This window comes from Streptomyces canus, from assembly GCF_001514145.1.
GTDB lineage: Bacteria > Actinomycetota > Actinomycetes > Streptomycetales > Streptomycetaceae > Streptomyces > Streptomyces canus.
Genome location: NZ_KQ948661.1, coordinates 602,584 through 624,519, shown reverse-complemented (window position 1 = coordinate 624,519; position 21,936 = coordinate 602,584). Strand labels below are relative to the sequence as shown.

Here is a 21,936-nt window from a genome sequence, read left to right as displayed (position 1 = left end):
CGGGTTCAGTGCGCGAGAGCGGCCCACACCCCCGCCCCGACGACGGCCGTGACGTAGGAGCCGATTGCCGCGCACAGGATCCGTCGCCGTAGCGTTTCGCTCCAGGGCGTGCGGGACAGCAGCCAGGCCAGGGCGGGCAGAACCAGGACCGCGTGCAGGCTCACGCCGTGCAGTGGCTTGAGCGGGGCGGTCGAGTGGTAGGCCGCCTCCTGGTGGCCGGTGCGGATGAGGATGACACCGCGCGCGATCATCGCGGCACCCGAGGCGAGCGCGACGAGCAGGATCGCGAACCCGGACCGCACCGCGAGGTCCATCCCCGCCGGGCCCGAGGGCCGGTGGCGGAAGGAGACGACCGCGAACACCGTCAGCAGCACCACCAGGACGCCGCCGCCCACCGCGAGCGTCATGGACACCGCAGTGTCGAAGGGTGTCGCCATGTCGAGGTGCGAGGGCACCCCGCGCCACGCCTGGAGGGTGATGCCGCCGACCTCCACCACACAGTCGGCCGCGAACACCGCGAGCAGCAGGGTGCGCAGCCGAGTATCGACGCGCAGATACGACGTGACCCAGGTGACCGCGATCAGGGTCACCCCGAAGGACACCCCGAACGTCACCGGCTTGCGCCAGGAGACCGGCCCCTCCCAGGGGCCGCCGTCCACGGCGAACACGACCAGGTGCGCGAGCCCGGAGAGGACCAGCAGGACACCGGTGGCGTGGCAGAGACGCTCCACGCTGCGTGCGCCGCGGGCCCGCGGCGCCGACGTCCGTGTCGGCACCGCGGGCGCTTCGGTCGGGACCGGGCCCATCAGTGCCGTGTTCCCTTCCGGGGCAGGGTGGCCGCGGCGCCGGCGATCACCAGGGTGGCGAGGGCGACGAGTTCGGCTGCGGTCGAGGCGATGAGCGCGTTGTCCCCCGAGGAGAGGTGGTCGCCGGTGTTCGGGGTCAGGATCGCTCCCGTGCCGATGAACAGGCCCACACCGAGGGCGAGCCCGGTCGTCCATCGGTTCGTGCGCCAGGCCACCAGCCCTGCCACCACGAGCGGGATGACGAGTCCGGGTGGGACGCTGGGATAGTCCGCTCCGGCGGCGATCTGACCGGCGATGGACGCGGCCAGCAGGAGCAGTGCGGACAGGGTCGCGACGACGGCGGGGGAACGTGCCGTGCCGGTGTCGTTCCGGGTGGTCTCCGGGGTGTGCCTCGTGGTCTCCATGGCACCAGACTCGCGAGAACGGCCCGCCCGGTCGTCGTACCGTCGAAGACACCTGAAGTACGCCGTGGGAAGTAGCCGGAGCGTGGCGGAGGAAGCCGTCGGAGCGTGCCGCAGGAAGTGTCCCGGGTGGCGTGTGCTGCGCTTGACACGAAAATCGAACATCCATTCTTATGGAAGTTCCGGCGAAGTCAACGGCGGACGTTTCGGCATGGTTTGCATGGAGAAGTGCCCTAGTTATCCACAGGCTGGACGGGCGTCGGGACGCATTGTCAGTGGCAGGCGTTAGCGTCTTTGACGTGAAGCGATCGACTCAAGCAAATCGGGTGGAACCCATGGCAGGAACCGACCGCGAGAAGGCGCTCGACGCCGCGCTCGCACAGATTGAACGGCAGTTCGGCAAGGGTGCCGTGATGCGCCTGGGCGAGCGGCCGAACGAGCCCATCGAGGTCATCCCCACCGGGTCGACCGCACTCGACGTCGCCCTCGGCGTCGGCGGCCTGCCGCGTGGCCGGGTGGTGGAGGTGTACGGACCGGAGTCCTCCGGTAAGACGACCCTGACACTGCATGCGGTGGCCAACGCCCAGAAGGCCGGCGGCCAGGTCGCCTTCGTGGACGCGGAGCACGCCCTCGACCCCGAGTACGCGAAGAAGCTCGGCGTCGACATCGACAACCTGATCCTCTCCCAGCCGGACAACGGCGAGCAGGCTCTGGAGATCGTGGACATGCTGGTCCGCTCCGGCGCCCTCGACCTCATCGTCATCGACTCCGTCGCCGCGCTCGTCCCGCGCGCGGAGATCGAGGGCGAGATGGGCGACAGCCACGTCGGTCTGCAGGCCCGTCTGATGAGCCAGGCCCTGCGGAAGATCACCAGCGCGCTCAACCAGTCCAAGACCACCGCGATCTTCATCAACCAGCTCCGCGAGAAGATCGGCGTGATGTTCGGCTCCCCGGAGACCACGACCGGTGGCCGGGCGCTGAAGTTCTACGCCTCGGTGCGGCTCGACATCCGTCGCATCGAGACCCTGAAGGACGGCACGGACGCGGTCGGCAACCGCACCCGCGTCAAGGTCGTCAAGAACAAGGTCGCGCCGCCCTTCAAGCAGGCCGAGTTCGACATCCTCTACGGGCAGGGCATCAGCCGTGAGGGCGGTCTGATCGACATGGGCGTGGAGAACGGCTTCGTCCGCAAGGCCGGCGCCTGGTACACGTACGAGGGCGACCAGCTCGGCCAGGGCAAGGAGAACGCGCGCAACTTCCTGAAGGACAACCCCGACCTGGCCAACGAGATCGAGAAGAAGATCAAGGAGAAGCTGGGCGTCGGCGTGCGGCCCCAGGAGCCGACCGCCGAGCCGGGTGCGGACGCCGCGGTGTCCGCTGCCGCGGACGATGCCGGGAAGGTGCCGGCTTCGGCGGCTGCGAAGGCGACGAAGGCCAAGGCTCCGGCCGCCAAGAGCTGATCCTGTGACACGGCGAACCGACTGGGCCGAGTACGAGGACGCTCCGCGAGGGTGGAGCGGAAAGGGCGACGGGGGTTCTGCCGGGCCGGGCGGCGGCAGGGACGGTGCGGACGGGGGATTCGGCCGCGCGACGTCGTACGGCGTCGAGGGGGCGGGCGCCGATGACCTGGCGTACGGCGTCGGTCGGGCCCACCGCGGCGGGACGTACGGCGCTGGTGGGCCGAGCGGCGACGAGTCCGGTGACGGGGCGTTCGGCCGGAGCTCGCGTCGAGGCGGCCAAGCCCCGGGCGGTTCCCGCGGGCGTCGGCAGCGTCGGCGCGGCTTCGGGGAGTCGCCCGGCGAGGACGGAGGCGGCCCCTCCTTGTCGAGGGCCGAGAAGGGGGAGCCTCCGGCGGACCCGGTGGAGCGGGCGCGGGCGATCTGTCTGCGCTTGCTCACCGGGACCCCGCGCACACGGAAGCAGCTCGCCGACGCCCTGCGCAAGCGGGAGATCCCGGACGACGCCGCCGAGGAGGTGCTGTCGCGGTTCGAGGAGGTCGGGCTGATCAACGACGGCGCGTTCGCGGACGCCTGGGTGGAGTCCCGGCACCACGGCCGGGGACTCGCCCGGCGGGCGCTCGCCCAGGAACTGCGGACCAAGGGCGTCGACTCCACGCTGATCGACGCGGCCGTCTCGCAGCTCGACTCCGACCAGGAGGAGGCGACGGCCCGCGAACTCGTCGACCGCAAGCTGCGCGCGACGCGCGGCCTCGACCGCGACAAGCGCCTGCGCCGCCTCGCCGGCATGCTCGCCCGCAAGGGCTACGCCGAGGGCATGGCCCTGCGGGTGGTCCGCCAGGCGCTGGAGGAGGAGGGCGAGGAGACGGAGTTCCTCGGGGACGAGGGGTTCTGAAACGGGCGGTTTTCCGGAGCCGGGCCTGAGCGGACAGACGCCGGGGAGAGCCGGCCGTCACCGGCACCTTCGCCCCGCTGCGCGACGGACACGGCCCCGCCCTACTGCCCGCCCGGCATCGGCTGACGCCCCGCCACTCCAGGAGCCGCCGTCCCGTCGACCCGGGCGGTGACCGGTAGCCCCGCCGCCCGCCAGGCCTGGAAACCGCCGACGAGATCCGTGGCCCGGTGCAGCCCCAGCCGGTGCAGGGACTCCGCCGCAAGGCTGGAGGCGTACCCCTCGTCGCACACCACCACGACCCGCAGATCGTGGCCCGTGGCCTCGGGGAGGCGGTGGCTGCCCCGCGGGTCGAGGCGCCACTCCAGCTCATTGCGCTCGACGACCAGGGCACCCGGGATCAGCCCGTCGCGCTCGCGCAGGGCCGCGTAACGGATGTCCACCAGCAGGGCCTCACCGGCCTGGACGGCGTCGTACGCCTCCCGGGCTCTGGCCCGCTCGTAGCCCGCGCGCACCCGCTCCAGCAACTCGTCGATGCCGGGCGCCTGTTCGGCCGTACGACCGACAGGCGGGGCACTCACTGCCAGTCCTCCGGCCGCTCCACGTGCTCCAGCCGGAGGATCTGGCCCGTGCGGCTGTAGCGGCGGATCTGAGGGAGGGGCGGGTAGTAGGCGTGCACGGAGATCGCGTGGACCTCGGTGGACTCGTTGAGGACCTCGTGGACGTGGTGCTGTCCGAACGAGCGGCCCTTGCCGGCCGGCAGTCGTCGCTCGCGGTCCACGTCCTCGGAGAGCTCGAGGGTCTTCCAGCCGTCGGCGGGCAGCCGGGCGGCGAGCGAGTGCTCCTTGAGCTCTCCGGCGGCGATGGTGAAGGCGCCGACCGACTCGGCGTGGTCGTGCCAGCCGGTGCCGGTGCCGGGCGGCCAGCCGATCAGCCAGGCCTCGCTGCCGCCGGGCCCCTCCAGGCGCACCCAGGTGCGGCCCTCCGGGTCGAGGGGGAGCGAGTCGACGAGCTCGGTGTCGGCGGCGGTGCGCCGTACGAAGTTGAGGAGGTCGGCCTGGGTGGGCGGCGCGACGGAGGACACCGAGGGGAATGCGGGGGAGGCAGACACGGACACCGTCCTGAGAAGAGTTCGCGAGAGCGTGCCGTCGCACAGACGGCACGCGGGAAAGTGGAAGAGGCGAATTCAGCAGGACGGGCGACACACGCAGCCCGCATAGCGGACGAGGTCCATATGGACCCTCCGCCACAGGCGCACACAGGTGTCGGTCACGATCCGGAGTACACCATGAGGGCCCGGAGCGTTTCAACTCACCGTCACTATGTGGACGCACAGTGACGGTGAGCACATCAACGCGAGCCGGCCCCCGCGCTCGCCTCGGCCTTCGCCGGCGGCCCGCCGAGCACCGTCTCCGCCGCCGAGTACAGGTCGGCCGGGCGGACTCCGCTCAGCGCGGTGACGAGGTGACCGTCGGGCCGTACGAGAAGGACCGTGTGCGGGGCCGCACCCGGGTACTCCTCGGCGACCAGGAGCTCGGCGTGGTGCGGCAGCGCGGTCACCGACGCGGCCAGGCGGGGCATGATTCCGGCGGTCACCCAGTGCTTGCGCTCCCACACTCCGGTGCCCGGCGCGACCAGTACGACCAGCAGCGCGCCGCGGCCGAGGCGCTCGCGCAGCCGTACGAACGAGCCGTCCTCAGCGGTGACCCGCACATCCGCGACCGCGGACCCCGGCAGGGTGTCGACGGGCACCTCCCCTTCGAGGTGCCGGGGTGCGAGGGGCGAGTCGGCGTACGCCCCCGGCGCGCCGAGCGGGCCGCGCCCCAGGTGACCGTCCGTGAGCAGGGCGTCGTGGCTGCGGGCCGAGCCGGGGACGACCGCGCGCAGCCCCCCGCCGCCCCGCAGCAGCGGCAGCGCCTGATCGGCGGCGCGCAGCCGTCCGGAGACGACCGCGCGCCGCTCGGTCTGGTAGCTGTCGAGGAGCGCCTCGTGCGACCCGTGGTGCCAGGCCAGGGCGAGCTTCCAGGCGAGGTTGTCGGCGTCCTTGAGGCCCTCGTCGAGGCCCTGCGTGCCAAGCGCCCCGAGGCAGTGCGCCGCGTCCCCGGCGAGAAAGACCCGGCCGGCGCGCCAGCGGCGGGCCAGCCGGTGGTGCACGGTGTGGACTCCGGTGTCGAGGAGTTCGTACGGCGGTGTCGAGCCGCCCGTCCAGCCGGCCAGGGTCTCCCGGACGCGGGCCACAAGGAGTTCGGGGGTGACCAGGTCCTTGCCCGGCGGCAGCAGCCAGTCCAGGCGCCACACGCCCTCGGGGAGCGGGCGGGCGGTGATCTCCCCGGCGGACGGGCCGGACGTCCGCCACGGCGGCATCCGGTGCAGCAACGCCCGGTCCTCCCAGGGGAGTTCAGCGCGCAGGGCGGCGACCGCGTGGCGCTCGACCGCCGTACGGCCCGGGAAGCGGATGTCCTCGAGCTTGCGCACGGTGGAACGCGGGCCGTCGCAGCCGACCAGGTAACTGCCGCGCCACCAGGTCCCCTTGGGGCCGCGGGTGTGGGCGGTGACGCCCGAGGGTTCCTGCTCGATCGTGTCGAGACGGCTCTCGGTGGTGAGCTTGACCAGTCGCTGCTCGGCCAGGGCGGCGCGCAGGGCGCCGGTCAGGACGTGCTGCGCGAGGTGCAGGGGGGCGTCTCCGGCCCCCTCGAAGTCGACCTCGCGCATCACCTGCTTGCGGCGCATCGACCGCCATCCGGCCCAGTGCACACCGAGCTCGGCGACCGGCACTCCGGTCAGCCGCGACATGAGAGCGGCGGTGTCCTCGTGCAGTACGGCGGTCCGGGCCAGCCGGGGTTCGTCCTTGCCCGGACCCTCGTCGAGGACCACGGAGGGGACCTCCTGACGCGCCAGCGCCAGGGCGAGCGTGAGCCCGACGGGCCCCGCTCCGACGATGATCACCGGGTCCACGGCGCGGCGCCCCCTGCCCGCAGCGGAATGCCGGGAGATGTAGGTGAACAGGAGGTTGGGGCAGGGTGCACGATCACAGAACGTATGCAACCCATTGCCGGTGCTTGCGTCAAGTGACGGAGGCAGTGGCGATCATGCCACTGCCTCCGTGTCGTCGGGCGGACGGGTCACGCCACTTGACTGCGCATCAGATCATCGGGGCGGCTTGTCGTTGAAGGTGAATCCGCTCGGGCCGCCGCCCTCGCCGCCGGTGCCGAAGGTACCGCCCACCGCTGCCGGGTTGACCTCCACCGTGTCCTCGCCGAGAACCGCACCCGTGCTCTTCTTGCTGCGCCGCAGCCTCTGCTCCAGCCAGCTCGCGAAGCTGGTGAGGAGGAAGTTCAAGATGATGTAGATGATGCCGACGACGATGAAGCTCGGGATGACGTTGGCGTAGTTGGCCGCCAGCGTGCTGCGCGAGTTGAGCAGCTCGGTGAAGCCCAGCATCACGCCGCCCAGCGCGGTGTCCTTCACGATGACGACCAGCTGGCTGACGATGGCCGGCAGCATCGCGGTGACCGCCTGTGGGAGCAGGACGCTGGTCATCGTCTGGCCCTTGCGCAGGCCGACCGCGTAGGCCGCCTCCGTCTGCCCCCTGGGCAGGGAGAGGATGCCGGCGCGGACGATCTCGGCGAGCACCGAGGCGTTGTAGAGCACCAGGCCGGTGACGACGGCGTACAGGGGTCGCTGCTCGCTGCTGACGTCGGAGTAGCGGACGTAGAACTCGTTGGCGAACAGCATCAGGAGCAGCACCGGGATCGCCCGGAAGAACTCGACGACCGTGCCGGCCACACCCCGCACCCAGGCGTGGTCGGACATGCGGGCGATGCCGAAGACAGCGCCCAGTGGAAGGGCGATCAGCATGGAGATCGCCGCGGCCTTGAGGGTGTCACCGAGGCCGGGCAGCAGGTACGTCGTCCAGGCCTCGCTGGTGGTGAAGGGCTCCCAGAGGCTCCACTCCAGCTGGTTCTTGTCGTCCATCTTCTGCCACACCCACCACAGGAGGAGGGCGAGGAGGACGGTGAAGACGATGGACAGGATGATGTTGCGCCGTTTGGCGCGGGGTCCCGGAGTGTCGTAGAGGACCGAGCTCATCGCTTCACCGCCAGTCGCTTGGCGAGCCAGCCGAGGAGGAGGCCGGTCGGCAGGGTCAGTACGAGGAAGCCGAACGCGAAGACCGCGCCGATGGCGAGCGTCTGGGCTTCGTTCTCGATCATCGTCTTCATCAGGGTGGCGGCCTCGGCCACGCCGATCGCGGCCGCCACGGTGGTGTTCTTGGTCAGCGCGATCAGCACGTTGGCCAGCGGCCCGATGACCGAGCGGAAGGCCTGCGGGAGCACGATGAGACGCAGGGTCTGGGCGAAGTTCAGCCCGATCGCGCGGGCCGCCTCGGCCTGGCCGAGCGGCACCGTGTTGATGCCGGAGCGGATCGCCTCGCAGACGAACGCCGCGGTGTAGGCGATGAAACCGAGCACCGCCAGCCGGAAGCCCTGGACGTCGAAGTTGTCCGCCGCGCCCATCGTCACACCGAAGATGTCGGCGAGGCCGAGCGAGGTGAAGACGATGATGACCGTCAGGGGGATGTTCCGGACGATGTTGACGTAGGTGGTGCCGAAGCCACGCATCAACGGGACCGGGCTGACCCGCATCGCGGCCAGCAGGGTGCCCCAGATCAGGGAGCCGACGGCGGACAGGGCGGTGAGTTTCACCGTCATCCAGAACGCCCCGAGGACGTCATAACCTTCTAGAAAGTCGAACACGATCTCCCGCGCTTCCGGGTGTGTGGCGTGTGTGTGGCGTAAGTGGACGGGCGCGGCGCGCCGCCGCCCTGATCGTGGCGGGCGGCGGCGCGCCGGTGGTCCCGCGTTACTTGACGATGACGCCGACCTTCGGGGCGGGCTCGTTCTTGTAGCCGGCCGGGCCGAAGTTGTCGTCGACCGCCTTCTGCCAGGAGCCGTCGCTGACCATCTTCTCCAGGGCGGCGTTGACCTTGTTCAGGGTCGCGGTGTCGCCCTTCTTCACGCCGATGCCGTAGTTCTCGTTGCTCAGCTTGAGGCCGGCGAGCTTGAACTGGCCCTTGTACTTGTCCTGGGCCGCGAAGCCCGCGAGGATCGAGTCGTCCGTGGTCACCGCGTCCACGGCGCCGCTCTGGAGGGCGGCGATGCACTCCGAGTAGCCGGAGTTCTGCTTCAGCTGGGCCTTCGGGGCGAAGTCGTCCTTGACGTTCTGCGCCGAGGTCGAGCCGGTCACGGAACACAGCTTCTCGCCGTTGAGGTCCGTGGCCTCGCTGATCTTGGAGTCCTTCTTGACCAGCAGGTCCTGGTGGGCCAGCAGGTACGGGCCGGCGAAGTCGACCTTCTTCTTGCGCTCGTCGTTGATCGAGTAGGTGGCCGCGATGAGCTTCACGTCGCCACGGGCGAGCGCGTTCTCACGGTCGGCGCTCTTGGTCTCGACGAACTCGATCTGGTTGGGCTCGTAGCCGAGCTGCTTGGCCACGTACGTCGCCACGTCCACGTCGAAGCCGGAGAAGGAACCGTCGGGCTCCTTCAGGCCGAGGCCGGGCTGGTCGTACTTGATACCGATCTTGATCTTGCCGCCGCCGCTGGAACCCGAGCCCGAGCTGTCGTCCTTGCTGTCGCCGCCGCAGGCGGTCGCGGACAGGGCGAGAGCGAGAACGGCTGCCGAGGCGGCGGTGACCTTGCGGAGCTTCATGGTGAACATCCTTTGGGTGGTGAAGAGATGAGAGCCGTCGGTGGTCGATCCGGGTGGCACGTCAGTGGTGCAGGATCTTCGACAGGAAGTCCTTGGCACGGTCGCTGCGCGGATTGCTGAAGAACTGGTCGGGCGCAGCCTCCTCGACGATCCGTCCGTCCGCCATGAACACCACGCGATTTGCAGCCGATCGTGCGAAACCCATTTCGTGCGTGACGACGATCATTGTCATGCCGTCGCGGGCGAGCTGCTGCATGACCTCCAGCACCTCGTTGATCATCTCAGGGTCGAGGGCCGACGTGGGCTCGTCGAAGAGCATGACCTTGGGGTCCATCGCCAGGGCGCGGGCGATGGCGACACGCTGCTGCTGACCGCCGGACAGCTGGGCGGGGTACTTGTCCGCCTGTGTGGTGACGCCGACCCGGTCGAGCAGGGCGCGCGCCTTCTCCTCGGCCTTCTTCTTGTCGGCCTTGCGGACCTTGATCTGGCCCAGCATCACGTTCTCGAGCACGGTCTTGTGCGCGAAGAGGTTGAAGGACTGGAAGACCATTCCGACGTCGGCGCGCAGCCGGGCCAGTTCCTTGCCCTCCTGGGGCAGCGGCTTGCCGTCGATGGCGATCGAACCCGTGTCGATCGTCTCCAGGCGGTTGATGGTGCGGCACAGGGTGGACTTCCCGGACCCCGAGGGTCCGATGACCACGACGACCTCGCCGCGGGCGATCGTCAGGTCGATGTCCTGCAGTACGTGCAACGCACCGAAGTGCTTGTTGACGCTCCTCAGGACGACCAGCTCGCCGGTCGCGACCGCATCTTCCTTGGCCGCCGATACTTCGGTCATCGCTCTCTGGCTCCGTCCTCCTCGGTTTCGGAGGACAGTAGTAACCCCATGCGACCAGCGTCATTAGTCTTGAGGGGAATCTGAGCATCACGATCCGATAGCAATCGGACACGTGTCGTAGCACTTGCGACCAGTGCGCATACCGGCCGGGTAACGGAACCGCGGTGCAACCGGAACCCTCTTGACGCCGTCCTCATCCATCAGCATGACTGCACGGTGCGCACGCGCGTGTGCGCACGCACATTTGTACCTGTTCACTGCACATTCAGATAGTACGTCCGACGGACCAAAGGGGGCCGGGGTGAGACTTCTCCTCGTCGAGGACGACAACCACGTGGCCGCCGCGCTGTCCGCGGTGCTCGCCCGGCACGGTTTCGACGTCACGCACGCCCGCAGCGGCGAGGAGGCCCTCCAGGCGCTCGTCCCGGAGGTGGACGGCTTCGGCGTCGTGCTCCTGGACCTCGGGCTGCCCGACCAGGACGGCTACGAGGTGTGCGGCAAGATCCGCAAGCGCACCAGCACTCCGGTGATCATGGTCACCGCTCGCTCCGACGTGCGCTCCCGCATCCACGGTCTCAACCTCGGTGCCGACGACTACGTGGTCAAGCCGTACGACACCGGGGAGTTGCTCGCCCGCATCCACGCCGTCAGCCGGCGCACCGTCCACGAGGACGCGTCGGGCGGCGGGGACACCGCGCTGGTCCTCGGCGCCGTGCGCATCGAACTGCCGACCCGTCAGGTCACCGTCGACGGCACGGTCGTCCAGCTCACCCGCAAGGAGTTCGACCTCCTGGCGCTGCTCGCCCAACGGCCCGGTGTGGTCTTCCGGCGCGAGCAGATCATCAGCGAGGTCTGGCGCACCAGCTGGGAGGGGACCGGTCGCACGCTGGAGGTACATGTGGCGTCCCTGCGCGCGAAGCTGCGGATGCCGGCGCTGATCGAGACGGTGCGGGGCGTGGGGTACCGGTTGGTGGCGCCGGGGGTGTGAGGGGCGGGGCACCGGGGCTCGCGGCGGAGTTGGGGGCGGTGGCTCGGGGCGCGAAGGGTTGGGCCTGGGGTGCGATGAGTCGGTTCGGGTGGCTGGGCCGAGGGTGCGATGGGAAGGCCTGGGGTGGGTTGTTGGGGTGTTGGGGTGAAGGTGCGAGGCCGGGCTGGGGCTGGAGTGGGCGGGCCGGGGCGACGGCTTCGGCTGAGGTCCGGGGTGAAGGCCGGGGCGACGGCTTCGGCTGAGGTCCGGGGTGAAGGCTGGGTCGAGGGTCGGGCACGGTCTGGGATGAGGGGCGGGGCGAGGTAGGGGGCATGACCTGGGGTGAGGGGCGGGTCGAGAGTGAGGGGTACGGCCTGGCGTGCGTCGAGGGGTGTATGGCTGGCGTGAGGGGGCGGCGGTGAAGGCTCCGCGTGGAGGTGTGGCTGAGTGGCCGCGGTGAAGGCTGTGGATGGGGGTGCGGGGCACGGAGCTGTGCGAGGCTCGGGGTGAGTGATTCGGGGCAGGAGAGGGACGGTGTCTGTGGGCGCGGGTGAGTGCGACGGCGAGGGTGCCCGCGTGCGCGGTGGCCGCCTTGGGCGGCTCCGTGCGGGTGCCTGGGGCGGTTCCGGCGATGGCGTCGGTCGGTGCCGGGGCGCGGTGCGGCAGGGGCTGGGAGCGGGTGGTATCCGGAACGGGTGTGCTGTCCAAATCTGCGCGTGCCGTCAGGGGCCGAGCGTGAGTGGGATCCGGAACCAGGGCGCCGTCCCCGTCCCCGTCCCCGTCTGCGTGCGCCGCGTGGAGACGGTGCAGCAGGGGCTGGGTGTGGGTGGGACCCATGACCAGGGCGCCGCGCCCGTGCGCGCGTTCCGTGTGGTGGCGTGGGGGCAAGGGGCGGGCGTGGCTGGTACCCGGAACCGGAGTGCTGTCCAAGTCTGCGCGTGCCGTCCGGGGCTGGGTGTGGCTGGTATCTGCAATCGGAGCGCTTCCCCCGTCTGCGCGTGCCGACGGGGGCTGGGTGTGGGTGGGACCCATGACCAAGGCGCCGCGCCCGACTGCGTGTGCCGTGCGGCCCATGGCTTCCGGGACCACGGTGCTGCCCGTGTGGCCACGGCTCGGCGGTGTCGAAGTGCGCGTAGTGGGGCCCGCGTGTGTGGGGGCTCGCGGCTTCGGTGCGGGGTGTAGGCGGGGCCGTGCGTACACGTCTTCTTCCGCTGCTCATCGTCCTCATGGCCGCCGTGCTGATGGCCCTGGGCGTGCCGCTCGCCATCGGTGTCGCCTCCGCCCAGCAGCAGAAGGTCGTCGTCGACCGCATCGACGACACCGCGCACTTCGCCGCGCTCGCCCAGTTCGTCACCGACGCCTCCGACGAGCGCCTGGAGACGCTGGAGAGTGAACTCGCCAGCTACTACAAGGTCTACGGCATTCGTGTCGGTGTCTTCTACGACGGCGATGTGCCCATGGCCACCGCGCCGCGCGGATGGTTCCTCCCCCGGGAGGGCGAGGTGCGCGACGCGTTCGGTGAGGCGCTGCTCAGCCGCCGAAGCCAGGACCCCAAGCAGGTCTGGCCCTGGCAGCGGGGCCGGCTGGTCGTCGCCTCGCCGGTGATCCGGGACGGCGACGTCGTCGCGGTCGTCGTCACCGACTCGCCCACCGGGCCGATGCGTTCGCGGATCCTGCACGGCTGGCTCGTCATCTTCGCGGGCGAACTCGCCGCCATGCTGCTGGCCGTCGGTGCCGCGCTGCGGCTGACCGGCTGGGTGCTCAGGCCCGTACGAGTCCTCGACGCAACGACCCACGACATCGCCACCGGGCGGCTCAAGTCTCGGGTCGCGGTGGCCGGGGGGCCGCCCGAACTGCGGCGACTGGCCCGCTCGTTCAACGAGATGGCGGACAACGTCGAGGACGTGTTGGAGCAGCAGCGGGCCTTCGTCGCCGACGCCTCCCACCAGTTGAGGAATCCGCTCGCCGCCCTGCTGCTGCGTATCGAGCTGCTCGCCTTCGAACTTCCCGAGGGGAACACCGAGATCGCCTCCGTGCAGACGGAGGGCAAGAGGCTGGCCCAGGTCCTCGACGACCTCCTCGACCTCGCGCTCGCCGAGCACACCGAGGCCGACCTCAGGATCACCGACATCGGGGAGCTCACCGCCGAACGCGTCGCCGCCTGGACGCCCACCGCCGAGGCCAAGGGAGTGCGGCTGGTGGGGAGTTGTCCGCCCACCACCGCCTGGGCCGACCCCGTCACCCTCTCCAGCGCCCTCGACGCGGTCATCGACAACGCGATCAAGTTCACGCCCAAGGACGAGACCGTCGAGGTCACGGTCGCCGCGGACGGGGACACCTCGACGGTCGTCGTCGCCGACCGCGGACCCGGGCTCACCGATGAGGAACTCGCGCGTGTCGGCGACCGGTTCTGGCGCAGCGGGCGGCATCAGAACATCAAGGGGTCCGGTCTCGGGCTGTCCATCTCGCGGGCGCTGCTGGCTGCCGGGGGCGGGGCGATCTCGTACGGCCACCATGAGCCGCACGGGCTGGTGGTGACCGTCTCCGTGCCCCGTAGTCGCCCTACGGTTTGACCGAGCGGTAGTAGCGGCGGGCGCCATCGTGGAGGGGGACCGGGTCGGTGTAGATCGCTGTGCGGACGTCGACCAGCTGGGCGGAGTGGACGTCGTGGCCGATGCCGTCCCTGCTCTTGATCACGGTCCGGGTGAGCCACTCCGTGAGCTCGGGGTCCATGTCCTCGCGGGTGATCAGCAGGTTGGATACGGCCATCGTCGGGACGGTCCTGTTGTTCTGGACGGACGGGTACGCCGACGCCGGCATGTTGGTGGCGCGGTAGTAGCGGGTGGGCTCGCCCTCGGCGTGCAGCTTCGCCACGAGGGACGGTTCGATCGGGACGAAACGGAACGCGGAGCGTTCGGCCAGCTGCTTCAGGCCGTCGGTGGGCAGGCCGCCGGACCAGAAGAACGCGTCCAGGTCGTGGCCGAGGAGCTTGGGGCCGGTGTCGATGCCCTCGGCCCTCGGCTGGATGTCCTTGTCCGGGTCGATGCCGGCGGCGTTGAGCACGCGGTCCGCTATCAGTCGTACGCCGGAGTTGGGGACGCCGATGGAGACGCGCTTGCCCTTCAGGTCGGCCACGGTGCGGATGTCCGAGTCGGCCGGGACGACGAGCTGTACGTAGTCGTCGTAGAGGCGGGCCACGCCGCGGAGCTGGTCGGCGCCGGGGTCGCCGTTCTGCTGGTAGGTCTCCACCGCGTCGGCCGCGGCGATGGCGAAGTCGGACTGTCCGGTCGCCACGAGTCTGACGTTCTCCTGGGAGCCCGCGCTGGTCTCCAGTTTCACCTTCAGGTCCGGCATGTCCTTGTGGATCGCGTTGCGGAGGAGAGCGCCGTACTTCTGGTAGACGCCCGCCCTTGTGCCGGTGCTGAAGGTGATCGTGCCGGTCGGGGGGGTTTCGCCCAGCGGGAGCAGCCACCACAGGAGCAGGCCGAGGGCCACGACCGTGGCGGCCGTGGTCTGGAGCGCCCGGCGGCGGCTGAGGCGGAGGAACGGCGTGGGCATGCCGGTGATCCTGCCAGGGGGTGTGGGGGCTGGCCAGTGCGGGTGCCTGCGGTGGCCTCCGGCGGTGTGACGTGCAGTGCCTGCGGCGGCCTGTTTCGGTTCGGTGGGGGCGGGCGTTGTGCGCAGTTCCCCGCGCCCCTGATGCCTGCGGCGGCCCGTTTCGGCTTCGGTGGGGGTGCTTGTAGCGCGTGCGGTCTGGTGGGTGGGTCGGGGCCGTACGCGGCCAACGGCCCGTCGTGGCGCGCGGTACGGCGAACGGCCCGTCGTGGTGGGCGAGGTGGCGAACGGTCCTGCGTGGCGCGGGTGGCTGCAACTCCCCAGGGGCGCGGGGAACTGCGCGACCAGCCCCCACTCACCGGCACCCGCCCGACAACCCGACCCGGCACCCCCTTACGCGCCGTCCCGCCCCACCGACGCCTCCGCCACCCGCGAACCGCTCTCCGTCGTCGTCGGGGACTCCCGGTGAGCCGTCAGTCGTGTCGCCAGGGGCTCCGTGTAGCGGGCCGTGAGGGGGCCGAGGATGACCAGGATGAGGACGTAGGCCGTGGCCAGGGGGCCCAGGGAGGGTTCTATGCCGGCCGAGACCGCCAGGCCCGCGATGACGATCGAGAACTCGCCGCGGGCGACCAGGGCGCCGCCCGTGCGCCAGCGGCCCCTGGGGGAGATTCCGGCTCGGCGGGCCGCCCAGTAGCCGGTGGCGATCTTGGTTGCCGCGGTGACCAGGGCCAGGGCCAGGGCGGGGAGCAGGACCGGGGGGATGCTCGCCGGGTCCGTGTGGAGGCCGAAGAAGACGAAGAAGACCGCGGCGAAGAGGTCCCTCAGAGGGCTCAGGAGGGTGTGGGCGCCCTCGGCCACCTCGCCCGAGAGGGCGATGCCCACGAGGAACGCGCCCACCGCTGCCGAGACCTGGAGCTGCTGCGCCACGCCCGCCACCAGGATCGTCAGGCCCAGGACCACCAGCAGGAGCTTTTCCGGGTCGTCGCTCGAGACGAAGCGGGAGATGAGGCGGCCGTAGCGGACCGCCACGAACAGGACCAGGCCCGCGGCCCCGAGCGCGATGGCCAGGGTCAGGCTGCCGGCCAGCAGGCCCGCTCCGGCGACGAGGGCGGTGACGATGGGCAGGTACACCGCCATCGCCAGGTCCTCCAGGACCAGGACGCTCAGGATGACCGGGGTCTCCCTGTTGCCGACCCTGCCAAGGTCGCCCAGGACCTTCGCTATGACACCGGAGGAGGAGATCCAGGTGACGCCCGCCAGGACCACCGCCGCCACCGGGCCCCAGCCCAGCAGGAGAGCGGCCGCCGCTCCCGGGACGGCGTTGAGGGCGCCGTCGACCAGGCCGGAGGGGTAGTGGGCCTTGAGGTTGGTGACCAGGTCGCCGGCCGTGTACTCCAGGCCGAGCATCAGGAGCAGGAGGATGACGCCTATCTCGGCGCCTATCGACACGAATTCCTCGCTCGCGCCCAGCGGAAGCAGGCCGCCCTCGCCGAAGGCCAGGCCGGCCAGGAGGTAGAGGGGGATGGGGGAGAGGCGGAAACGGGCGGCGAAACGGCCGAGGAGACCCAGGCCGAGGATGATCGAGCCGAACTCGATCAGCAGGACCGCGGAGTGCACGCGTTCACTCCCGCCCGAGGATCGCCGCGGCGGCGTCCACGCCCTCGCGGGTGCCCACGACGATGAGGATGTCGCCGCCCGCCAGGCGGAAGTCCGGCGCGGGGGACGGGATCGCCTCGGCCCGGCGCAGGGCCGCCACGACGGACGCGCCGGTGTCCGTGCGCATCTTCGTGTCGCCCAGGACCCGGCCGTTCCAGCGGGACCCGGCCGCCACCTCGATGCGCTCCGCCACCAGGCCCAGGTCCGAGGTGTAGAGGAGGCTCGCGCTGTGGTGGGAGGGCTTCAGCGCGTCGATCAGGGCGCCCGCCTCGGAACCGGTCAGGCGCAGCGACTGGGCGCAGGAGTCGGGGTCGTCGGCCCGGTACACGCTCACGGTACGGGCACCGTCGCGGTGCGCCACCACGGAGAGATGGCGGTCCTCGCGGGTCATGAGGTCGTACTGGACCCCGATCCCCGGCAGCGGCGTCGCCCTCAGGCGTGGTGCAGACACGTTTCTTCCCCTTGTGGTTCGTGTGGTCACGGGTGCCGGGTTCGCATGCTGCCAGCTCCCCGTACGGTGGCGATATGGGTGACGTGACGGATATACGCGAGCGGCGGGGCCCGGCGAGAGTGGGTCCTCGGGCGTCGTACGAGAGGAGTGAGGACAGGACCGTGTCGCTGTTCTGGCGGATCTTCTCGCTCAACGCCGCGGGCCTCGTCGTCGCCGCCGCGCTGCTGCTGGGGCCGGTCACCGTGTCGACGCCCGTCCGGCAGGGGGAGGCCGTGGTCGTCCTCGGGGGACTGGCTCTGCTGCTGGCCGCCAACGCTGTCGTGCTGCGGGTCGGGCTCATCCCGCTCCAGCGGCTGGGGCGGGCCATGGCAGCCGCCGATCTGCTGCGTCCCGGGGTGCGTGCTCCCGTCTCCGGTCCCTCCGAGACGGCCGCGCTGATCACGACGTACAACACCATGCTCGACCGGCTGGAGGCCGAGCGGGCGACCGGCGCGGCCCACGCGCTCTCCGCGCAGGAGAGGGAGCGGCATCGCATCGCACGTGAGCTTCACGACGAGGTCGGGCAGACGCTGACCGCCGTGCTGCTCCAGCTGAAGCGAGTCGCCGACCGGGCGCCGGAGGAACTGCGGGAGGAAGTGGGACAGGCACAGGAGGCCACTCGGGCCGGTCTGGACGAGATCCGCCGGATCGCGCGCCGACTGCGGCCCGGGGTGCTGGAGGAGCTCGGGCTGCCGAGTGCGCTGCGGTCCCTGGCGGCCGAGTTCACCACGCACGGGCTGACCGTGCGCCATCACGTCGGGGGCGATCTGCCCCGGCTGACCGAGGAGTCGGAGCTGGTCGTCTACCGGGTGGCCCAGGAGGGTCTGACCAACACCGCGCGGCACTCCGCCGCCGACCGGGCCGAGGTGCGGCTCCAGCCCGTCGCCGGGGGTGTCGAGCTCCTCGTGCGCGACAACGGCAGTGGTCTGGGCGGGGCGGTCGAGGGGGCCGGGATACAGGGCATGCGGGAGCGGGCGCTGCTGGTGGGGGCGGTGTTCTCGGTGGAGCCCGGGCCCGGTCGGGGGACGGACGTGCGGCTGCGGATACCGGCCCCGGCGGGGGTGCGCTGATGCCGGAGCCGACCCGTGTCCTGCTCGCCGACGACCACACCCTCGTACGACGAGGAGTCCGGCTGATCCTGGAGGGGGAGCCTGACCTCACGGTCGTGGCCGAGGCGGGCGATGGCGCGGAGGCGGTGGAGCTGGCACGCGCGCGTGAGGTCGATCTCGCCGTACTGGACATCGCCATGCCACGGATGACCGGGCTCCAGGCGGCTCGCGAGCTGTCCCGGCGGCTGCCTGACCTGCGGATCCTGATCCTGACGATGTACGACAACGAGCAGTACTTCTTCGAGGCCCTCAAGGCCGGTGCCAGCGGATACGTCCTCAAGTCCGTCGCCGACCGCGATCTCGTCGAGGCGTGCCGGGCCGCCGTACGCGACGAGTCCTTCGTCTACCCCGGCGCCGAGCGGGCCCTCGTCCGCTCCTACCTCGACCGGCTGCACCGCGGTGACGACCTGCCCGCGCGGGCCGTCACCGAGCGCGAGGAGGAGATCCTCAAGCTCGTCGCCGAGGGGCACACCACGAAGGAGATCGGCGAGCTGCTGTTCATCAGCGCGAAGACGGTCGAGCGGCATCGGGCGAATCTGCTGCACAAGCTGGGGATGCGGGACCGGCTGGAGCTGACCCGGTATGCGATACGGGCGGGGCTCATCGACCCTTGAGACGGGACTGCGGCTGTGCGGCCCGGCGCCGCCGCACCACGTACGCACCCGCGAGCCCGACCCCGCCGAGTGCCAGTGCCACCCCGATCGCCCGCTCGAAGCCGGCCGGGCCCACGCTGCCACCGGACCCGCCCTGGACACCGAGCGTCGGGAGAGGCGTGGCCACGGTCACGGTCGCCGTCGGAAGAGGAGTGGCCACGCTCACGGCCTCGGTGTCCCTTCGGGGCAGCACCTCACAGGCGATGCCGTCGTCCCGTCCCCGGTCCTCGTCGAGCCGGTCGGGGTCGGTCGGGTCGAGGTCGAACGCCGCCTGCGCGTCCTCCTGGTAGACGAAGTCGGCGCAGTCGCGGTCGCCTTCAGCATGTGCGACGCCGGTCAGCGGTCCTGCGGTCGCCAGGACCGCCACCGCGGCGCCGGTGAGTGCGATGCGTATTCCCATGGGTCGTGCCTTTCGGGTGGGGCCTGAACAGCCGTCACCGCGACCCTAGGGACGCGCCCCGGCGTCCGGCCCGTTGTGCTGGGCCGAACGGGCACGCGTCGTCACAGGAGCTCGTCCCAGTCCTCGTCGAAATCCGCGGGGTTGAGGAAGAGCACGTCCGACGGCAGGTCCGGGCCCCGCAGGGACTGTTCCGTCCAGATGCACTTGCCCGTCTGGGTGTAGCGGGCGCCCCAGCGGGTGGAGAGGGCCGAGATGAGCTGCAGACCCCGGCCGCCCTCGTCGGTCTCCGTGGCCCGGCGGATACGGGGCATGGTCTGGCTGCCGTCGTAGACCTCGCAGATCAGCTCGGTGGTGTGCAGAAGGCGCAGACGGACGGGACCGCGGGCGTGCCGGACGACGTTGCCGACCAGTTCACTGACCAGGAGCTCCGTGGTGGGGGACAGGTCGTCCAGGTCCCAGGCCGCGAGCTGTTCGCGGATGTGGCGGCGGGCCTGGCTCGCCGCCTTCGGGTCCTCGGGCAGGGACCAGCCGGCCATCCGGTCGGCCGGCAGCGCGTGCAGGCGGGCCACCAGGAACGCCGCGTCGTCCGCCGCCTGCTGGTCCGTCGGCAGGAGACCGGCCGTCAACGTGTCGCACAGGCGTTCAAGGTCTACGGCGGTCCCGTCGGCGTGGGCGGCGCCGAGCAGCCGCGCCAGCTCCGCCATGCCCTCGTCGATCTCCCGCTTCGCCGATTCCACCAGCCCGTCGGTGTACAGCACGAGCAGACTGCCCTCGGGCACCTCCAACTCGGCCGTCTCGAACGGGGGCTTGGCGGCTCCCAGCGGGGGATCGGCGTCCGGCTCGGGGAAGTGCACGGTTCCGTCGGGCCGTACGAGAGCCGGCGGTGGATGGCCGGCCCGGGCGATGGAGCAGATCCGGGTCGTCGGGTCGTAGAGCGCGTACAGACAGGTGGCGTACGACGCCTCGCCCATGCCGCCGACGATGTCGTTGAGATGGCCGAGGATCTCGCCGGGCGGCAGCTCCAGGTCGGCCAGGGTGTGCACCGCGGTGCGCAGCCGGCCCATGGTGGCCGCCTCCGGCAGACCGTGGCCCATCACGTCGCCGACGACCAGCGCCACCTGTCCGCCGGACAGCGGGATGAGGTCGTACCAGTCGCCGCCCACGTCCGCGCCCGGTCCGGCCGGCAGGTAGCGCGCGGCCGCCGTGCACGCGGGCAGGTCGGGCAGCGCCTGCGGGAGCAGACTGCGCTGGAGTTCCCGGGACCGGGTGTGCTCGGCGTCGTAGAGCCGGGCCCGCTCCAGGGACTGGGCGACGAGGGCGGTGATCGTGGTGAGCAGGGCGCGTTCCTCGTCGTCGAGCAGCCGCGGCCGGTCGAAGGAGACCACGCACACCCCGAAGGTGTGCCCGGACGCCGTCAGTGGCAGGAAGGCCCAGGACTTCTTCTCGCCACGGGCGGGGAAGCCGGCCAGCTCCGGGTAGCGGGCGGCGTACTCGTGGGCCGAGGACATGAACAGCGGGAGGCCGGACGCGATCGTGTCCCAGGCGGGGTCGCCGGTCGCCGCCCGGGAGCGGCTGTCGAGGAGGGCCACGAAGTCCTGGGGATAGCCGACCGCACCGACATGGTGGAGCCGGTCGCCCTCGCTGACCTGGACCATCAGCCCGGAGGCGGCGAACGGCGGCAGCACCCGCCGGGCGACCGCGTCCACCACGTCCCGTGACGTCGTCGCCTTGGCGAGCTCCGTGGTCAACTCGGCGATCCGCACCGCCCGCTCGGCCGCGGCCCGTTCCGTCGCCCGCCGCTCCTCCGCCAGCCGGCGCTTCTCCGTGACGTCCTGGAAGTAGAGGGTGCGGCCGTCGGGCCCCGGCACCAGCCGCACATGCACCCGCCGCCGGCACTCCGCGAGATACACGTCGAACCCGGCGGGCTTCTCCTGGGCCCCGGCCTCCAGACAGCCTTCCTTCAGGCCCGGGACCTGCCGTGTGGCCGGCAGGTCCCACAGCAGGCGCCCGAACAGCTCCTCCTCGGAGAAGCCGAGGAAGCGTTCCGCCTCCAGGTTGGCGAAGGTGATCCGCCACTCGTCGTCCACCGCGAGGAAGCCGTCGCTCATGTGTCTCAGGGCCCTGCTGAGGGCGTCGCGCGCGGTGCGCGACTCGTTGCTCTCCCAGCCCACGCCGATCATCCGGAGGGGCTCGCCCTGCTCGTCGTAGGTGGCCCGCCCGCGGGCCTGCGTCCACCCCCAGGTGCCGTCCAGGCGCCGTACGCGGTACTCGGCCTCGTAGACGCTGTGGTCGAGAATGGCCTGCTGCGCCGCCGCCAGCGTGGGTGCCAGATCGTCGGGGTGGACGATCCGCATCCAGTTGTCGATCCGGCCGGTGAAGTCGGTCGGTCGGGTGCCGTACAACGCCAGGGCTGCCTCGTCCCAGATCAGGTCACCGTTGCGGATGTCCCAGTCCCACGAGCCGACCTGGACCTCCTTCAGGGCCTGCCGGAGCCGTTCGCCGCCCAGTTCCGCCTGGGAGGGGCCGGACGGCGGTGGTGCCTGGGCCATGCGGTCCTCGGTCCAGGCGACGACGTCCCGCAGGAAGTCCCAGTGCCGCGGGGTGGGTTCGCCCCGCTCGCCTGCCAGGACGGTCAGCGCGCCGATGCTGCGCCGGCCGCTGAACACCGGGAGGGCGGCGAGGCCGGTGCCGGGCCAGGGAACCTCCTGCGGGGCGTCCTGGGACAGCGGCACCCAGACGCCCTCGCCCTGCTGGAGCGCGCGGGCCGGGGCCAGGGGGCCCTCCTGGTCGACGATCTCCCAGGAGCGGGTGAGGGCGGGCGGCAGACCGACGGACGACACCAGGCGCAGAGCCGACATCGGGCCGCGCAGGTGCATGGCCCCGCCGAGCGCGCTCAGCTCGCCGACCGCATGCCCTAGCGCCAGCCGGAAGACCTCGCTCTCCGTCGCACCAGGGGTGACCGTGCCGAGAAGAGCGAGCCGCGCGTTCATGGAGGGAACTTATCGT

At 71.2% G+C, this 21,936-nt stretch carries 21 protein-coding genes; 6 read left to right on the top strand and 15 right to left on the bottom strand.

Annotated elements, in window-relative coordinates:
- Window positions 1-5: 5 nt before the first annotated feature.
- Both AQJ46_RS22440 and AQJ46_RS22435 read right to left on the bottom strand, forming a co-directional pair.
- Window positions 6-806 (bottom strand): hypothetical protein, encoded by an 801-nt coding sequence (locus AQJ46_RS22440; protein ID WP_059207273.1) that lies wholly within the window; start codon window positions 804-806, stop codon window positions 6-8.
- Window positions 806-1,210 (bottom strand): hypothetical protein, encoded by a 405-nt coding sequence (locus tag AQJ46_RS22435; RefSeq protein ID WP_059207272.1) that lies wholly within the window; start codon window positions 1,208-1,210, stop codon window positions 806-808. Before AQJ46_RS22435 ends, AQJ46_RS22440 begins: the two co-directional genes overlap by 1 nt.
- A gap of 332 nt (window positions 1,211-1,542) precedes the next feature.
- Here AQJ46_RS22435 and recA point away from each other — a divergent pair, with 332 nt between their 5' ends.
- Window positions 1,543-2,667, top strand: a complete 1,125-nt coding sequence (recA, locus tag AQJ46_RS22430; RefSeq protein WP_059207271.1) for a recombinase RecA — start codon at window positions 1,543-1,545, stop codon at window positions 2,665-2,667.
- 4 nt (window positions 2,668-2,671) lie between these two features.
- Entirely contained in the window at window positions 2,672-3,559 is an 888-nt protein-coding gene (gene recX, locus AQJ46_RS51315; protein ID WP_063803832.1) for a recombination regulator RecX, read from the top strand.
- Window positions 3,560-3,660: 101 nt separating this feature from the next.
- Here the strand turns inward: recX and AQJ46_RS22420 are convergent, their stop codons facing one another.
- The 8 genes from AQJ46_RS22420 to AQJ46_RS22390 form a co-directional block, all read right to left on the bottom strand.
- Entirely contained in the window at window positions 3,661-4,137 is a 477-nt protein-coding gene (locus AQJ46_RS22420) for a rhodanese-like domain-containing protein (RefSeq protein ID WP_059207269.1), read from the bottom strand.
- On the bottom strand, window positions 4,134-4,667 hold the full coding sequence (locus AQJ46_RS22415; RefSeq protein ID WP_059207268.1) for a cupin domain-containing protein: 534 nt from the start codon (window positions 4,665-4,667) through the stop codon (window positions 4,134-4,136). The genes AQJ46_RS22420 and AQJ46_RS22415 overlap by 4 nt, the downstream gene beginning before the upstream one ends.
- 75 nt (window positions 4,668-4,742) lie before the next feature.
- A complete protein-coding gene (locus AQJ46_RS59070; protein WP_309506048.1) occupies window positions 4,743-4,790 on the bottom strand; it encodes a hypothetical protein in 48 nt (15 codons plus the stop codon).
- Between the two features lie 116 nt (window positions 4,791-4,906).
- Window positions 4,907-6,511 carry an FAD-dependent monooxygenase gene (locus tag AQJ46_RS22410; RefSeq protein ID WP_059207267.1) on the bottom strand — a complete coding sequence of 535 codons (1,605 nt, stop codon included), beginning with the start codon at window positions 6,509-6,511 and terminating at the stop codon, window positions 4,907-4,909.
- A gap of 192 nt (window positions 6,512-6,703) precedes the next feature.
- On the bottom strand, window positions 6,704-7,645 hold the full coding sequence (locus AQJ46_RS22405) for an amino acid ABC transporter permease (protein WP_059207266.1): 942 nt from the start codon (window positions 7,643-7,645) through the stop codon (window positions 6,704-6,706).
- The gene (locus AQJ46_RS22400; RefSeq protein ID WP_059207265.1) at window positions 7,642-8,310 is read right to left on the bottom strand and encodes an amino acid ABC transporter permease; all 669 of its coding nucleotides are present in this window, start codon (window positions 8,308-8,310) and stop codon (window positions 7,642-7,644) included. The genes AQJ46_RS22405 and AQJ46_RS22400 overlap by 4 nt, the downstream gene beginning before the upstream one ends.
- Window positions 8,311-8,416: 106 nt before the next feature.
- The gene (locus AQJ46_RS22395; RefSeq protein WP_059207333.1) at window positions 8,417-9,262 is read right to left on the bottom strand and encodes a glutamate ABC transporter substrate-binding protein; all 846 of its coding nucleotides are present in this window, start codon (window positions 9,260-9,262) and stop codon (window positions 8,417-8,419) included.
- A 61-nt stretch (window positions 9,263-9,323) separates the two neighbouring features.
- The gene (locus AQJ46_RS22390) at window positions 9,324-10,100 is read right to left on the bottom strand and encodes an amino acid ABC transporter ATP-binding protein (protein ID WP_057613299.1); all 777 of its coding nucleotides are present in this window, start codon (window positions 10,098-10,100) and stop codon (window positions 9,324-9,326) included.
- 301 nt (window positions 10,101-10,401) lie between these two features.
- On the opposite strand from AQJ46_RS22390, the gene AQJ46_RS22385 reads away from it, so the two are divergent.
- Both AQJ46_RS22385 and AQJ46_RS22380 read left to right on the top strand, forming a co-directional pair.
- The gene (locus tag AQJ46_RS22385; RefSeq protein ID WP_057613298.1) at window positions 10,402-11,088 is read left to right on the top strand and encodes a response regulator transcription factor; all 687 of its coding nucleotides are present in this window, start codon (window positions 10,402-10,404) and stop codon (window positions 11,086-11,088) included.
- A 1,169-nt stretch (window positions 11,089-12,257) separates the two neighbouring features.
- Window positions 12,258-13,640, top strand: coding sequence for a sensor histidine kinase (locus tag AQJ46_RS22380; protein WP_059207264.1), 1,383 nt, complete (start codon window positions 12,258-12,260; stop codon window positions 13,638-13,640).
- Here AQJ46_RS22380 and AQJ46_RS22375 read toward each other — a convergent pair.
- The 3 genes from AQJ46_RS22375 to AQJ46_RS22365 form a co-directional block, all read right to left on the bottom strand.
- Window positions 13,630-14,625 (bottom strand): TAXI family TRAP transporter solute-binding subunit, encoded by a 996-nt coding sequence (locus AQJ46_RS22375; RefSeq protein WP_059207263.1) that lies wholly within the window; start codon window positions 14,623-14,625, stop codon window positions 13,630-13,632. The two genes, AQJ46_RS22380 and AQJ46_RS22375, sit on opposite strands and share 11 nt — an antisense overlap.
- Before the next feature lie 390 nt (window positions 14,626-15,015).
- A complete protein-coding gene (locus AQJ46_RS22370) occupies window positions 15,016-16,239 on the bottom strand; it encodes a cation:proton antiporter (protein WP_059207262.1) in 1,224 nt (407 codons plus the stop codon).
- 4 nt (window positions 16,240-16,243) lie between these two features.
- Window positions 16,244-16,729 carry a cation:proton antiporter regulatory subunit gene (locus AQJ46_RS22365; protein WP_059207261.1) on the bottom strand — a complete coding sequence of 162 codons (486 nt, stop codon included), beginning with the start codon at window positions 16,727-16,729 and terminating at the stop codon, window positions 16,244-16,246.
- Window positions 16,730-16,890: 161 nt separating this feature from the next.
- Here AQJ46_RS22365 and AQJ46_RS22360 point away from each other — a divergent pair, with 161 nt between their 5' ends.
- Complete coding sequence (locus tag AQJ46_RS22360) at window positions 16,891-17,838, top strand: HAMP domain-containing sensor histidine kinase (RefSeq protein ID WP_208616963.1); 948 nt, start codon at window positions 16,891-16,893, stop codon at window positions 17,836-17,838.
- Window positions 17,838-18,491 (top strand): response regulator, encoded by a 654-nt coding sequence (locus AQJ46_RS22355; protein ID WP_059207259.1) that lies wholly within the window; start codon window positions 17,838-17,840, stop codon window positions 18,489-18,491. Before AQJ46_RS22360 ends, AQJ46_RS22355 begins: the two co-directional genes overlap by 1 nt.
- On the opposite strand, the gene AQJ46_RS22350 is transcribed toward AQJ46_RS22355, so the two are convergent.
- Window positions 18,478-18,930 carry a hypothetical protein gene (locus AQJ46_RS22350; protein ID WP_059207258.1) on the bottom strand — a complete coding sequence of 151 codons (453 nt, stop codon included), beginning with the start codon at window positions 18,928-18,930 and terminating at the stop codon, window positions 18,478-18,480. The genes AQJ46_RS22355 and AQJ46_RS22350 overlap by 14 nt on opposite strands.
- Before the next feature lie 101 nt (window positions 18,931-19,031).
- Window positions 19,032-21,920, bottom strand: coding sequence for a SpoIIE family protein phosphatase (locus AQJ46_RS22345; protein ID WP_059207257.1), 2,889 nt, complete (start codon window positions 21,918-21,920; stop codon window positions 19,032-19,034).
- Between the last annotated feature and the right edge of the window lie 16 nt (window positions 21,921-21,936).

Bases quoted from the DNA above. Each gene is read 5' to 3' on its own strand.
- AQJ46_RS22440 (WP_059207273.1), bottom strand. From the start codon at position 806: ATGGGCCCGGTCCCGACCGAAGCGCCCGCGGTGCCGACACGGACGTCG.
- AQJ46_RS22435 (WP_059207272.1), bottom strand. From the start codon at position 1,210: ATGGAGACCACGAGGCACACCCCGGAGACCACCCGGAACGACACCGGC.
- recA (WP_059207271.1), top strand. From the start codon at position 1,543: ATGGCAGGAACCGACCGCGAGAAGGCGCTCGACGCCGCGCTCGCACAG.
- AQJ46_RS22405 (WP_059207266.1), bottom strand. From the start codon at position 7,645: ATGAGCTCGGTCCTCTACGACACTCCGGGACCCCGCGCCAAACGGCGC.
- AQJ46_RS22395 (WP_059207333.1), bottom strand. From the start codon at position 9,262: ATGAAGCTCCGCAAGGTCACCGCCGCCTCGGCAGCCGTTCTCGCTCTC.
- AQJ46_RS22390 (WP_057613299.1), bottom strand. From the start codon at position 10,100: ATGACCGAAGTATCGGCGGCCAAGGAAGATGCGGTCGCGACCGGCGAG.
- AQJ46_RS22375 (WP_059207263.1), bottom strand. From the start codon at position 14,625: ATGCCCACGCCGTTCCTCCGCCTCAGCCGCCGCCGGGCGCTCCAGACC.
- AQJ46_RS22355 (WP_059207259.1), top strand. From the start codon at position 17,838: ATGCCGGAGCCGACCCGTGTCCTGCTCGCCGACGACCACACCCTCGTA.
- AQJ46_RS22350 (WP_059207258.1), bottom strand. From the start codon at position 18,930: ATGGGAATACGCATCGCACTCACCGGCGCCGCGGTGGCGGTCCTGGCG.
- AQJ46_RS22345 (WP_059207257.1), bottom strand. From the start codon at position 21,920: ATGAACGCGCGGCTCGCTCTTCTCGGCACGGTCACCCCTGGTGCGACG.